Origin of the sequence: Limimaricola sp. G21655-S1 (assembly GCF_027213785.1) — a bacterium.
In the GTDB taxonomy this organism is placed as follows: domain Bacteria; phylum Pseudomonadota; class Alphaproteobacteria; order Rhodobacterales; family Rhodobacteraceae; genus Limimaricola.
The window spans coordinates 97438-110517 of sequence record NZ_JAPWGO010000003.1; the positions used below are offsets into that span (position 1 = coordinate 97438).

General features: G+C 66.9%; 11 protein-coding genes. 5 read left to right on the forward strand and 6 right to left on the reverse strand.

Going from position 1 to position 13080, the window contains the following annotated elements; genetic code table 11:
- Positions 1-18: 18 nt before the first annotated feature.
- From O4G76_RS04825 to O4G76_RS04835, 3 genes are all read left to right on the forward strand, one after another.
- Complete coding sequence (locus tag O4G76_RS04825; protein ID WP_269396255.1) at positions 19-1767, forward strand: ATP-binding protein; 1749 nt, start codon at positions 19-21, stop codon at positions 1765-1767.
- A 9-nt stretch (positions 1768-1776) separates the two neighbouring features.
- Positions 1777-3111, forward strand: coding sequence for a sigma-54 dependent transcriptional regulator (locus O4G76_RS04830; RefSeq protein WP_085896678.1), 1335 nt, complete (start codon positions 1777-1779; stop codon positions 3109-3111).
- Between the two features lie 431 nt (positions 3112-3542).
- On the forward strand, positions 3543-6311 hold the full coding sequence (locus O4G76_RS04835) for a ribonuclease E/G (RefSeq protein WP_269396256.1): 2769 nt from the start codon (positions 3543-3545) through the stop codon (positions 6309-6311).
- Positions 6312-6427: 116 nt separating this feature from the next.
- Here the strand turns inward: O4G76_RS04835 and O4G76_RS04840 are convergent, their stop codons facing one another.
- Positions 6428-6739 carry a sulfurtransferase TusA family protein gene (locus tag O4G76_RS04840; protein ID WP_373568007.1) on the reverse strand — a complete coding sequence of 104 codons (312 nt, stop codon included), beginning with the start codon at positions 6737-6739 and terminating at the stop codon, positions 6428-6430.
- Positions 6740-6754: 15 nt separating this feature from the next.
- On the opposite strand from O4G76_RS04840, the gene O4G76_RS04845 reads away from it, so the two are divergent.
- Complete coding sequence (locus O4G76_RS04845; RefSeq protein ID WP_269396257.1) at positions 6755-7234, forward strand: PRC-barrel domain-containing protein; 480 nt, start codon at positions 6755-6757, stop codon at positions 7232-7234.
- An 84-nt stretch (positions 7235-7318) separates the two neighbouring features.
- Here O4G76_RS04845 and eno read toward each other — a convergent pair whose 3' ends face one another.
- The 3 genes from eno to O4G76_RS04860 are packed head-to-tail and all read right to left on the reverse strand — an operon-like array spanning position 7319 to position 9935.
- Positions 7319-8596: a phosphopyruvate hydratase gene (gene eno / locus O4G76_RS04850; RefSeq protein ID WP_085896675.1), complete on the reverse strand. Its 1278-nt coding sequence runs from the start codon at positions 8594-8596 to the stop codon at positions 7319-7321.
- A gap of 30 nt (positions 8597-8626) precedes the next feature.
- Positions 8627-9517 carry a DMT family transporter gene (locus tag O4G76_RS04855; RefSeq protein ID WP_269396258.1) on the reverse strand — a complete coding sequence of 297 codons (891 nt, stop codon included), beginning with the start codon at positions 9515-9517 and terminating at the stop codon, positions 8627-8629.
- Between the two features lies 1 nt (position 9518).
- Positions 9519-9935, reverse strand: a complete 417-nt coding sequence (locus tag O4G76_RS04860; protein ID WP_085896673.1) for a Fur family transcriptional regulator — start codon at positions 9933-9935, stop codon at positions 9519-9521.
- A gap of 159 nt (positions 9936-10094) precedes the next feature.
- Here O4G76_RS04860 and O4G76_RS04865 point away from each other — a divergent pair, with 159 nt between their 5' ends.
- The gene (locus tag O4G76_RS04865) at positions 10095-11057 is read left to right on the forward strand and encodes a DUF3179 domain-containing protein (protein ID WP_269396259.1); all 963 of its coding nucleotides are present in this window, start codon (positions 10095-10097) and stop codon (positions 11055-11057) included.
- On the opposite strand, the gene O4G76_RS04870 is transcribed toward O4G76_RS04865, so the two are convergent.
- Both O4G76_RS04870 and tyrS read right to left on the reverse strand, forming a co-directional pair.
- On the reverse strand, positions 11054-11701 hold the full coding sequence (locus O4G76_RS04870; RefSeq protein ID WP_269396260.1) for a DUF998 domain-containing protein: 648 nt from the start codon (positions 11699-11701) through the stop codon (positions 11054-11056). The genes O4G76_RS04865 and O4G76_RS04870 overlap by 4 nt on opposite strands.
- Positions 11702-11827: 126 nt before the next feature.
- A complete protein-coding gene (gene tyrS, locus O4G76_RS04875; RefSeq protein WP_269396261.1) occupies positions 11828-13078 on the reverse strand; it encodes a tyrosine--tRNA ligase in 1251 nt (416 codons plus the stop codon).
- Positions 13079-13080 lie beyond the last annotated feature (2 nt).

A 13080-nucleotide genomic window follows, 5' to 3' on the forward strand; every position in this document is an offset into this window, starting at 1 on the left:
CCGCGTAAACCCTTCGGCATGTCGACCCAGATACCCAGACCGCCCAAGCCGAGGCGCAGCTGGGGCCCGCGCATCGCGCTGGCCCTGTTCTGCCTCGCCGCGATGGCGGTGATCTGGATCACCAACGTGCTGCTGACCGAGCGCTTCACCGAGGCCACGCGCAATCGCGCCGAGGTCCGGCTCACCCTCTATGTCGGCAACCTGATTTCCGAGCTGCAGCGCAACTCCATCGTGCCGCAGCTGCTCGCGCGCGACCCCGAGTTGATCGGCGCGCTGTCCTCGTCGGATTTCTCGCGCTCGACCCAGAGGCTGCTCTCCTTCGTCGACGAGATCGGCGCGGCGAGCCTCGTGCTCTACGATCGCGACGGCCGCATCGTGGCGGCGACCGATCGCAACCGGCTTGGCGAGACGCATCGCGCGGCGCCCTATTTCGTCGATGCGATGCGCGCCAATTCCACGGTCTTCACCATCTTCCGGCGCGAAACCGGCGGCTATGCCTTCCTCTATTCGCGCAAGGTCGACAGCAACGGCGCGACGCTCGGCGTGATCTCGGTCGAGGTCGACCTCGCCAAGCTCGAACGCAGCTGGGCCGGCACCTCGGACGCGGTTCTGGTCACCGACAGCTCGGGCGAGATCATCCTTTCGACCGAGCCGCGCTGGCGCGGCCTGCCCGAGAGCGAGGCGCTGGAGCGACAGAGCGCGCCCTCGGCGATCGAGCGCGCTTTCCTCGCCACCGACTGGACCGCCCTGCCGATCGACGCATATCTGCGCGGCGAGGCGGTGATGCGTCGCGAATTGCGGGTGCCGTTCCAGGGCTGGAAGATGGTCACCTTCACCGCCTATAGCAGCGTCCGCGAGAAGGTGAACGGCGTGCTGGCGCTCGAGATCATGGGCTTCGCGATGCTCCTGGCCTTCGCCTTCTGGCTCAGCTCGCGCAAATCGGCCTCGCGGCTCCTGCTGGTGCGCCGGGAAAGCGACCAGCTGCGGCGGCTCAACATGCGGCTGCAGCGCGAGATCGCGCAGCGCCAGCAGGTCGAGCGCAACCTCGAGAGCGCCGAGCAGACCATCGCGCAATCCTCGAAGCTCGCGGTGCTGGGCGAGATGTCGGCCAGTGTGAGCCACGAGCTGAACCAGCCGCTGGCGGCGATGAAGACCTATCTCGCCGGGGCGCGGCTCTTGCTGCAGCGCCGCCGCCCGGAGGAGGCGCTGTCCTCGTTCCAGCGCATCGACGACCTGATCGACCGGATGGGCGCGATCACCCGCCAGCTCAAATCCTATGCCCGCAAGGGCAATCAGGCCTTCGAGCCGGTGGATGCCCGGGCCGCGCTATCCTCGGCGCTTGCCATGATGGAGCCGCAGCTCAAGACCCGGTCGGTCGCGATCAACCGCACGCTGCCCTCGGGGCCGGCGATGATCCTCGGGGATCGGCTGCGCTTCGAACAGGTGATCATCAACCTGCTTCGCAACGCGCTCGACGCGACCAAGGAGGTGCGCGACCCGCGCATCGACATCACGCTCACGGTCGAGGATGCCGTCGTTCTGACCGTGCATGACAACGGCCCGGGCATCGAGAATCTCGATGCGCTGTTCGAGCCGTTCTATACAACCAAGCAGCCCGGCGACGGTGTCGGTCTGGGGCTCGCGATCTCATCGGGGATCGTCAACGATCTCGGTGGACGGCTGACCGCGCGGAACGCATCCGGCGGCGGGGCTGTTTTCGAAGTGCAACTGCCTATCTTGGAAGAAGGTATGGCTGCGGCGGAATAGGGGGCTCGAATGAGCAAGACCATGAAGGTCGCCATCGTCGACGACGAAAAGGACATGCGCCAGTCGATCAGTCAGTGGCTGGCGCTGTCGGGGTTTGACACGGAGAGCTTTGCCAGCGCCGAGGAGGCGCTCAAGGGGCTGACCGCCGATTACCCCGGGATCGTGGTGAGCGACATTCGCATGCCCGGCATGGACGGCATGCAGTTCCTGCGCAAGCTTAAGAGCGTCGACAGCACGCTGCCGGTGATCATGATCACCGGCCATGGCGACGTGCCGATGGCAGTCGAGGCGATGCGGCTCGGGGCGTTCGATTTTCTCGAGAAACCGTTCAACCCGGACCGGATGACCGAGCTGGCCAAGAAGGCCAGCAACGCGCGACGGCTGGTGCTCGACAACCGGGCGCTCCGGCGCGAACTGTCGGACGGCTCGGCGCTGATGAACAAGCTGATCGGCTCCTCGCCGGTGATGGAGCGTCTCAAGGAGGACATCCTCGATCTCGGCCAGGCCGATGGCCACGTGCTGATCGAGGGCGAGACCGGCACCGGCAAGACGTTGGTGGCGCATGCGCTGCACGCGGTGGGCTCCCGAGGTTCGAAGAAGTTCGTGCTGATCTCCTGCTCCGCCTATGACGAGGAGCGGCTCGCGGCGCGGCTGTTCGGCCCGGCGGCCGAGGACGAGCCGATCCCGGCGCTCGAAGAGGCGCGCGGCGGCACGCTGGTGCTCGAGGACATCGAGGCGCTGTCGAGCGCGATGCAGGCGCGGCTCCTGACCGCGATCAACGACCAGGGTACGCCCGCGGAGACCCGCATCGTCGCGATCTGCAACTTGCAGGACGAGGGCAAGACCTGCGAGAGCGTGCTGCGCCCGGACCTCTACTACCGGCTCGCGGCGCTCAGGATCGTCGTGCCGCCGCTTCGGCAGCGCGGCGAGGACATCCTGTCGCTCTTCACTCGGCTGTCGGAGCAGTTCGCCGACGAGTATGGCTGCGACGCCCCCGAGGTCAGCGCGCAGGAGGCGGCGCAGCTGCTGCAGGCGCCCTGGCCCGGCAACGTGCGTCAGCTGATCAACGTGGCCGAACGCGCGGTGCTGCAGAACCGTCGCGGCTCCGGCTCGATCGCCTCCTTGCTGATGAGCGATGGCGACGAGCAGAGCGATCAGGCGATGACCACCGAAGGCAAGCCGCTCAAGGAGTTCGTCGAGGCCTTCGAGCGGATGCTGATCGACAACACGATGCGGCGCCACAAGGGCTCGATCGTCGCGGTGATGGACGAGCTGTGCCTGCCGCGCCGGACGCTGAACGAGAAGATGGCCAAATACGGGCTGCAGCGCTCCGATTATCTCTGAAATCCAACGGCATCTGTCACGGATCGGGCCGCCCTTCGGGGCGGTCTTTCACATTCGTCATTGTGTCATGTGGACAAGTGCCGCTATGAAGGTCGGAACGGGCGGGCGCTTGGCGCCCCGGCCCGGACGGATTTTCCGCCACCTTTGCGACGGGGTACCCCGGCACCGGCGGCGGACGAGACCGGCCCCGAGAGGGACCGCATACCTGACCCCGGTCGACCCGCCTCCGCGGAGGTGGCCGACGGGCATGAACGGCCCCCGAGGGGGCGAGGAAGAACCGCGATGCAACGCGCGCAGCATGCAGGCGACCCGATGACGGCCCCGAGGGGCCGCGCGGAGGCCGATACGCGCTTGATCGCCACAATCGGACATGAACGCCCGACAGGCCTCCCCCCGGGGGCGCCGCCCGGTGCATCATGCGAATGGATAACATGGCAAAGAAAATGCTTATCGACGCCACGCACGCGGAGGAAACCCGCGTCGTGGTCTGTGACGGAAACAAGGTCGAGGAATTCGACTTCGAAAGCCAGAGCCGCCGTCAGCTCGCCGGAAACATCTACCTCGCCAAGGTCACGCGCGTAGAGCCGTCGCTGCAGGCGGCCTTCGTCGATTACGGCGGCAACCGGCACGGATTTCTCGCATTCTCCGAGATCCACCCCGACTATTACCAGATTCCCGTGGCCGACCGCGAAGCGCTGCTCGCGGAAGAGAAGGCCTATGCCGAGAGCCTGAAGGCCGAGGCCGAGGCCGCGTCTGCGCAGGCCGCGGAGGCTGAGGAGGACGAAAGCGAGACCGATGGCGAGGAGGGCGACCGCCCGCGCCGCCGCCGCTCGCGCTCGCGCCGCCGCGCATCCGATGCCAACACCGACGCCGTGGCCAGCCAAGACAGCGACGCCGTCTCCGGCATGGAAACCATCGACCCCGAGGGCGACGACGAGGACGAGGCCGACGCCGCCACCAAGGACGAGGACATCGAAAGCGTCGCCGACGAGGATGACAGCGAGGATGTGCGCCCGGCGCGCAAGCCGCGTCCCAAGCGCTACAAGATCCAGGAAGTGATCAAGGTCCGGCAGATCATGCTGGTTCAGGTCGTCAAGGAGGAGCGCGGCAACAAGGGCGCGGCGCTGACCACCTACCTGTCTCTCGCGGGTCGCTACTGCGTGTTGATGCCCAATACCGCCCGTGGCGGCGGCATCTCTCGCAAGATCACCAATGCCGCCGATCGCAAGAAACTCAAGGAGATCGCGGCCGAAATGGATGTGCCGGAAGGCGCGGGGCTGATCATCCGTACCGCCGGGTCGCAGCGTACCAAGTCCGAGATCAAGCGTGACTACGAATACCTCCAGCGCCTGTGGGAGCAGATCCGCGAGCTGACGCTCAAGTCGATCGCGCCCGCCAAGATCTACGAGGAAGGCGACCTCATCAAGCGGTCGATCCGCGATCTCTACTCCAAGGATATCGACGAGGTGATCGTCGAGGGTGTCGAGGGCTTCCGGATCGCGCGCGACTTCATGAAAATGATCATGCCGTCGCATGCGAAAAACGTGAAACCCTATACCGATAGCCTGCCGCTCTTCGCGCGCTATCAGGTCGAGAGCTATCTCGCGGGCATGTTCAACCCGACCGTGCAACTTCCCTCCGGCGGCTACATCGTGATCGGCGTCACCGAGGCGCTGGTCGCCATCGACGTCAACTCGGGCCGCGCCACCAAGGAAGGCTCGATCGAGCAGACCGCGCTCAAGACCAACCTCGAAGCGGCGGACGAGGTGGCGCGCCAGCTGCGTCTGCGCGATCTCGCCGGTCTGATCGTGATCGACTTCATCGACATGGACGAGCGGCGCAACAACACCGCGGTCGAAAAACGCTTCAAGGACAAGCTGAAGACCGACCGCGCGCGGATCCAGGTCGGGCGCATCTCGGGTTTTGGCCTGCTGGAGATGAGCCGCCAGCGCCTGCGCCCCGGCATGCTCGAGGCCACCACCCAGCCTTGCCCGCATTGCCACGGCACCGGCCTGCTGCGCTCCGACGAGAACGTCGCCCTGGCGATCCTGCGCCAGCTTGAGGAAGAGGGCGTTCGGGGTCGTACCAAGGAGGTGCTGGTGCGCGTGCCCTACGCCATCATGAACTTCCTGATGAACCACAAGCGCGAGCACGTGGCCGCCATCGAGCAGCGTTACGGCATGGCCGTGCGGGTCGAGGGGGATCCGACGCTGGTGTCGCCCGACTTCGTGGTCGAGAAGTTCAAGACCGCCACCCGGACCGTGCCCGAAGCCGCACCCGTCGTCTCGACCGCCGCGCTGATGGAGGAACTCGACGCCGAGATCGACCTCGATATCGAGGAAGAGGACGAGGAAGACGAGGAGAGCACCGAGGCCGCGACCGAGAGCGCATCTCAGGACGAGCCGCGCGCGGCGACGGACGAGGACGACAAGCCGCGCAAGAAGCGTCGTCGTCGACGTCGTCGTCGCGGCGGCAACGGCGAAGGGGCCGAGACGCAGGGCGAGGAACAGTCCGAGGATCGGAACGTGACCGAGGCCGAAGCGGACGAGGCGCCCGCCGAAGCTCCCGAGGTGGTTGCCGAGCCGGCGGCCGCGCCGGTTGCCGAGGCCGAGGCCGAGGTCGAAGCGACAGTGGAGCCCGAGACCGCCGAACCCGCGCCTGCGGCAGCGGCCGAAGCCGCACCCGAGCCGGAAGCCAAGCCGAAGCGGACCCGTACCCGGACCCGCAAGAAGGAAACGGCCGAGGACTCTACGCCCGCCGCGCCTGCCGAGGCCGACGCGCCCGTTGCGGAAGAGGCACCGAAGCCCAAGCGCACGCGTCGCAAGAAGGCCGAGCCGACCGAGGCCGAGGCCGCGCCTGCCGGTGAGGCCGAGCCCGCGCCGAAGCCCAAGCGCACTCGCCGCAAGAAGGCCGAGCCGAAGCCCGAGGAGGTCGCCGAGACCGCGCCGGTTCCGGCCGAGGCCGAGCCGGCAGCTGCCGGGGCCGCTGAAGCCCAAGGCGGCGACAAGCCCGAGCAAGCCCCGGCTTCCAGCGCGCCCGAGGTGATGCCGGAAGTGGCCGAACAGGTGGCAGAGACGGTCGCCGAAACCCGCAAGGCGCCCGAGCCCGAGGTCGAGACCCCGCGCGAGACGGTGGATGCCGGGGCCGAGGACGACGGCAAGAAGCCGCGTCGCCGTGGCTGGTGGTCGATCGGCCGCTGAGCCGGGCTGGCCGAGCAGAGACAAGAAGGCCGGGCAGGGAAACCTGCCCGGCCTTTCTCATTCGAGGCTACACTTGGGCTACCGCCGCAGCGGAACGAAACCGCCGCTTTCGTTCGCTAGCCGTGCCGGATGCGATGCCGCTGCGCGCCATCCTCCTCGACCAGCCCCAGATGCTCATGCCCCGCCTCGGCGCAGAAATGGGGCAGGTCGATCCGCGCCACGGGATCATCGCAGATGATCTCGAGGACTTCGCCTTGCGCCATCCCGGCGAGGATCTTGCGCGCCTTGAGCACTGGCAGCGGGCAGATGAGCCCGCGGGCATCGTAATGCCTTGGGCCGGGAGAAAGCGGTGTCACGGTCAAGGGATCGGCCTCGTCTTGGAACTGGTGGCGGCGGGCATCGTTGACCCGCCGAACGTGAAAACGCAAGAAGAAGGAAACGCCATGACCCGCATGATGAACACCACCGCTCTCGCTCTCGGCCTCACCTTGGCTGCCGGCGGCGCTCTTGCCGAAGCCCATACCGAGATGGGCATGGGCTCGGGTCGCCTGACCGCCGACAACCTGTCGAACACGATCCGCGCCGAAAGCCTGATCGGCTCGAACATTTACACGCTCGAGGCGGAGTATGACGAGACCGTCTGGGTCGACACGCCCTATTACGAGGAAGTCGATGCCGAATGGGAAGAGATCGGCGAGGTCGAGGACATCGTGATCTCCGCCGACGGCCAGATGATCGGCCTCGTGATCGAAACCGGCGGTTGGCTGGACATCGGCGATGAGGAGGTCGTGCTCGACTTCAGCGAGGTGCGTCTGGCCGGGGACTATGTCGGCGGTGACTTCTCGCTGGTCACGCGGATGAGCCAGGAGCAGCTCGAAGCGCTGCCGGAGGCCAATGAGGGCTACTACAACTGGTGGAACTGATGCCACTCGGGGCCTGACCCCCCGGAGACGAGCAAAGGGCCGCGGCATATGCCGCGGCCCTTTCATTCTTTACCGGTCGCGAACTCAGCCGCGCAGGATCGAGCGTCCGGCGTAGATCGCGGTTTCGCCCAGCATCTCCTCGATGCGGATCAGCTGGTTGTACTTGGCGAGCCGGTCGGAGCGCGCGAGCGAGCCGGTCTTGATCTGGCCGCAGTTGGTGGCGACGGCGAGGTCGGCGATGGTCGCGTCCTCGGTTTCGCCTGAGCGATGCGACATCACGCAGGTGAAACGCGCGCGCTGCGCCATTTCCACGGCCTGCATCGTCTCGGTCAGCGTGCCGATCTGGTTGACCTTCACCAGCAGCGAGTTGGCCGAACCCTTCTCGATGCCGTCCTTGAGGCGGGCGGGGTTGGTGACGAAGAGGTCGTCGCCCACGAGCTGCACCTTGTCGCCGATGGCGTCGGTGAGCATCTTCCAGCCATCCCAGTCGTCCTCGGACATGCCGTCCTCGATCGAGATGATCGGGTAGTCGTTCACCAACGCCTGCAGGTAGGCGACGTTCTCGGCCGAGCTCAGCGACTTGCCCTCGCCCTTCATCTCGTACTTGCCGCCCTTGTAGTACTCGGTCGCGGCGCAATCGAGCGCGAGGTAGATGTCCTCGCCGGGCTTGTAGCCAGCCTTTTCGATCGAGCGCAGGATGAAGTCGAGCGCCTCGCGGGTGCCACCAAGCTCGGGGGCAAAGCCGCCCTCGTCGCCGAGACCGGTGGACATGCCAGCCGCCGAAAGCTCCTTCTTGAGGGTGTGGAACACCTCCGAGCCCATGCGAACGGCTTCACGGATGCTGGTCGCGGAGACCGGCATGATCATGAATTCCTGGATGTCGATCGGGTTGTCGGCATGCTCGCCGCCATTGATGATGTTCATCATCGGCACCGGAAGCACGCGGGCCGACATGCCGCCGACATAGCGGAACAGCGGTTGGGTGGTGAACTCGGCCGCGGCCTTGGCGACCGCCATCGACACGCCGAGGATCGCGTTGGCGCCGAGGCGGCCCTTGTTGTCGGTGCCGTCGAGCTCGATCATGGTCTGGTCGATCTCGACCTGCTCGGTCGCGTCCATGCCGAGGATCGCCTCGGCGATCTCGCCATTCACCGCCGCGACCGCCTCGAGCACGCCCTTGCCCATGTAGCGGGACTTGTCGCCGTCGCGCTTCTCGACCGCCTCGTAGGCGCCGGTGGAGGCGCCGGAGGGCACGGCGGCGCGGCCCATCGTGCCGTCTTCGAGGATCACGTCCACCTCGACCGTCGGGTTGCCCCGGCTATCGAGAATTTCGCGGGCGTGAATGTCGATGATCGTGCTCATGGAAGTCTCCTGTGGGAAGGTTCGTGGGCTCTATAACGCGGGCGTGACCCGGCGTGAAGCGCGCCTGAGCCGGGCCTCGCGAAGAAGCGTGTAGATCCCCGAGCCGACGATGATCGCGGCACCGAGATAGGTGAGCGCGTCGGGCCGTTCTCCGAAGACCGAGACGGCGATCACCAACGCGAAGATGAGGCGGGTATAGCGGTAGGGCGCGATCACCGAGACCTCGCCCATCCGCGTCGCGGCGGTCAGCATGTAATAGGCCGCCACGCCGATCACCACGCCGCCCGCCAGCATCGCCAGTTGGGTCGGGTTTGGTTGGACCAGCCGCTCTCCGGCGACGAGAACCATCGCGTAGCCCACCGGCACGAGGATCAGGAAGGCATAGACCGACAGCTTGGTCGAGGAGATCGCGCGCGGCACCCGGCGCGAGGCGAGATCGCGGCCCGCCAGACCGATCGCGCCCAGGAGCGCGAAGAGCGACATCGGGGTGAAGCCGTCGGCGCCGGGGCGGATCACCAGCAGCACGCCGACAAGGCCCGCACAGATCGCGCTCCAGCGCCGCCAGCCGACCGGCTCCGCGAAGAACAGCGCCGCGCCCAGCGTCACGAGAAGCGGGATCGACTGCGCGATCGCGGTGGCCGTGGCGAGCGGCGAGAGCGCGACGGCGGTGATGAAGCTTCCCGTTCCGATCACCTCGCCGAGATTGCGCGCCATCACGGCAGGGTGCAGGAAATCGGGCGACCACAGCGCCTCGTCCCGCGCGCGGGCCATCAGCGCGAAGGCCAGCCCGCCGCCGAGGCCCAGCAGCATCAGGATCTGTCCCACCGGCAGCGCGCCGGCAAGGAGCTTGATGAACATGTCCTCGAGCGCGAAACCGAGCATCGCCGCAACCATGAGAAGACTGCCGCGCAGGTTCTCCATCTCAGCTCTCTTTCTTGGCGGGTACGCCGTAGAGTTCGAGCCTGTGCCCGATCAGCTTGTAGCCGAGCCGCTCGGCGATGCGCTCCTGCAGCGCCTCGATCTCGTCATCGACGAACTCGATCACCTCGCCCGAATGCATGTCGATCAGGTGGTCGTGATGCTCGCGATCGGTGGTCTCGTAGCGGGCACGCCCGTCGCCGAACTCGTGCTTTTCGAGAATGCCCGCCTCCTCGAACAGCTTTACCGTGCGATAGACCGTGGCCAGCGAGATCCGTGCATCCTCGGCGGCGGCGCGGGCGTGCAGCTCCTCGACATCGGGGTGGTCGTCCGCCGCCTCGAGCACCTGCGCGATCACCCGGCGCTGTTCGGTCAGGCGCAGGCCGTTCTGCTCGCAGCGCTTCAGGATGGTCTTGGGCATGGGCGTGGTCCGTAGCATGTCTCGCGGTCCGTCTAGCCGGTTCGTCACGGCGGCGCCACCCTGACGGCACACGCCGACTCGCGCGCCGTCACCTTGCGGTGAGGCAGGGTGACGGCGGCGCCGGGCGTCGGGCAGGCTGGCCCCGGGGGAGGACGCGACATGCGCATCTGGACGATCATCGCCGCCATCGCTCTGGCCGGAGCGGCCAGCGCCGAGCCGGCACGCTGGCAAGGCCAATGGCCGAACACCGATTTCACTCAGGCAAGCATTTCCGACTGGTCCGAGATCGTGTCCGGCGGCCCACCCAAGGACGGCATTCCGGCGATCGACGAGCCGAGGATGATCCCCGCGGCCTCCGAGACGCGGCTGGGGGCGACAGAGCCGGTCATGGTCTGGCCGGCCGCCGGCGGTCCGGCCCGGGCCTATCCGATCCGCTACCTGCTGTGGCACGAGATCGTCAACGACGCGGCCGGCGGGGTGCCGGTGGCCGTCACCTATTGCCCGCTATGCAATTCCGGCATGGTGTTCGACCGCCGGGTCGCGGGGCAGACGCTGTCCTTCGGGGTCTCGGGCATGCTGCGTGCCTCGGACATGGTGATGTATGACCGCCAGACCGAAAGCTGGTGGCAACAGGCCATCGGCACCGGCATCGTCGGCGAAATGACCGGGGCCGAACTGGAACTGCTGCCCGCCTGGATGGATAGCTGGGAGCGGTTCAGAACGGCCTATCCGGACGGGCTGGTGATGGACGAGCCGGATTGGAGCCGGGCCTATGGGCGCAACCCCTATGTAAGCTATGACAGCGCCTCGCGACCATTCCTCTACGCGGGCGAGATGTCGCCGCATGGCATCGCGCCCCTGATGCGGGTGGTGCGAGTCGGGGGCCGCGCCTGGCCGTTCTCAAGGCTGCGGGAGGCGGGCACCGTTTCGGAGGCGGGCGTCACGATCACCTGGGAGGCCGGGCAGGCCAGTCCGCTCGATGCGGCGCAGGTCGCGCAGGGCCGCGACGTGGGCAATGTGCGGGTGCGCGACGCGCAGGGCCAGGACCTTCCCCACGACGTGCTCTTCGCCTTTGCCTTTCACGCCTTCTGGCCGGACGGGGAATGGATGCTCGGCGGTTAGTGCCGGCCTTCGCGGGCATCGAGCCCACGGCGCCAGAACACATAGGCCATCACCGCGAGGATGGCGCAGGCGATGAGGCCGAGGATCCGCTCCGCCAGACCGTCGATCGTCGTGGGCGCCATCAGGAACAGCGGCGCGCCGACCGCCCATGCGATCGCGAGACCGATCAGGGCCAAGCGGGCCCATGGATGGTCGCGTCCGAACCCCGCCGCCATGCTGAGCGGCGTCGCGAGGAACAGCGCACCGAGCCCGTAGACGAGATAGATGTGGATGACGACGCCATCGCTATCGCCATCGCCGTATTCGTTGCGGGCGCCGACCACCACGACCAGCGCCGCGAGTATCGCGAGCGACACGACGCCCGCCGACCAGCCGATGCCGCCCAGATGCACATGCGACGCCGCCAGCGCCATGGCGAAGAGCCCCGCGGCAAAACCGTAGAGCGCGACATCCATGATGATCTCCCATTCGCCCGCGCCGAGATCGCTGATCGTGTCGGCGATCCAGTCATGCCCCGGCACGACGATCTGCGCGGCGATGGTGCCGCCGACGAGCGAGGCGCAGCCGAAAAAGCCGAGCCCGGCGAGCAGCAGCAGCAGGTAGGGCCGCTCTGCATCGATCGGTTGTCCGAGCGCATCCTTCATGAAAACTCTCCCTGATGGCAGGCCAACGGGAGGGGGATGGCATGGTTCCTTGCAGCGGAGCGGGTTGGTCCAAAAGGAAAGGGCGGCTTTCGCCGCCCTCGCCATCACCATGTTGGATCTGTCGTCTTAGCCCAGCCGCACCAGCGCGTGGCGCTTCTTGCCCGCCGAGAGCTTGATCGGCGCGGTCAGCGCCGCGCGGTCGATCATCAGACCTGCATCGGTCAGCGGCGCGTCGTCGAGCCTCGCCCCGTTGTCCGAGATCAGCCGCTTGGCTTCCTTGCCCGAGGCGGCGAGCCCGGCGCGCACGATCAGCTGCACCACCGAGATGCCCTCGGCCACCTCGGCTTCGGTCAAGGTGAGCGTCGGCAGGTCGTCACCTACACCGCCCTTCTCGAACACCTCGCGCGCCGTGGCCTTCGCGGTCTCGGCCGCGTCGCGGCCATGCAGCAGCGCCGTGACCTCGTCGGCCAGCACGATCTTGGCCTCGTTGATCTCGGAGCCCGACAATGCGCCGAGGCGCTCGCACTCCGCCACCGGCAGTTCGGTGTAGAGCTTGAGGAAGCGGCCGACATCGGCATCCGTGGTGTTGCGCCAGAACTGCCAGAACTCGTAGGGGCTCAGCATGTCCTCGTTCAGCCAAACCGCGCCACCGGCACTCTTGCCCATCTTGCGGCCGTCCGAGGTCGTCAGCAGCGGCGAGGTCAGACCGTAGATTTCGTGGTCGAGTACGCGACGGGTCAGGTCGATGCCGTTGACGATGTTGCCCCACTGGTCCGAGCCGCCCATCTGCAGCACGCAGCCATAGCGGCGGTTCAGCTCGAGGAAGTCGTAGGCCTGCAGGATCATGTAGTTAAATTCGAGGAAGGACAGCGACTGCTCGCGGTCGATCCTCGACTTCACGCTCTCGAAGCTCAGCATCCTGTTGACCGAGAAATGCCGCCCGATGTCGCGCAGGAACTCGAGGTAGTTGAGGTTGTCGAGCCACTCGGCGTTGTCGAGCATGAGCGCGTCGGTCGGGCCCTCGCCATAGGAGAGGTAGCGCGCGAAGACCTTCTGCATCCCGGCGATGTTCGAGGCGATCTGGTCCGGACCCAGCAGTGGCCGTTCGTCCGAGCGGAAGCTTGGATCGCCCACCTTCGTAGTACCGCCGCCCATCAGGGTGATCGGCTTGTGCCCGGTCTTCTGCAGCCAGCGCAGCATCATCACGTTGAGCAGGTGGCCCACATGCAGCGACGCCGCGGTGGCGTCATAGCCGATATAGGCGGGCACGACCCCCCTCGACAGCGCCTCGTCCAGGCCCTGGTAATCGGTGCAGTCGGCCAGATAGCCGCGCTCGATCATCACGGACATGAAGTCGCTCTTGGGGTGGTAGGTCATGT

Bases quoted from the DNA above. Each gene is read 5' to 3' on its own strand.
- O4G76_RS04845 (WP_269396257.1), top strand. From the start codon at position 6,755: ATGACCCGCATGATGAACACCACCGCTCTCGCTCTCGGCCTCACCTTG.
- O4G76_RS04830 (WP_085896678.1), top strand. From the start codon at position 1,777: ATGAGCAAGACCATGAAGGTCGCCATCGTCGACGACGAAAAGGACATG.
- O4G76_RS04865 (WP_269396259.1), top strand. From the start codon at position 10,095: ATGCGCATCTGGACGATCATCGCCGCCATCGCTCTGGCCGGAGCGGCC.
- O4G76_RS04825 (WP_269396255.1), top strand. From the start codon at position 19: ATGTCGACCCAGATACCCAGACCGCCCAAGCCGAGGCGCAGCTGGGGC.
- tyrS (WP_269396261.1), bottom strand. From the start codon at position 13,078: ATGACCTACCACCCCAAGAGCGACTTCATGTCCGTGATGATCGAGCGC.
- O4G76_RS04855 (WP_269396258.1), bottom strand. From the start codon at position 9,517: ATGGAGAACCTGCGCGGCAGTCTTCTCATGGTTGCGGCGATGCTCGGT.
- O4G76_RS04835 (WP_269396256.1), top strand. From the start codon at position 3,543: ATGGCAAAGAAAATGCTTATCGACGCCACGCACGCGGAGGAAACCCGC.
- O4G76_RS04860 (WP_085896673.1), bottom strand. From the start codon at position 9,935: ATGCCCAAGACCATCCTGAAGCGCTGCGAGCAGAACGGCCTGCGCCTG.
- eno (WP_085896675.1), bottom strand. From the start codon at position 8,596: ATGAGCACGATCATCGACATTCACGCCCGCGAAATTCTCGATAGCCGG.
- O4G76_RS04870 (WP_269396260.1), bottom strand. From the start codon at position 11,701: ATGAAGGATGCGCTCGGACAACCGATCGATGCAGAGCGGCCCTACCTG.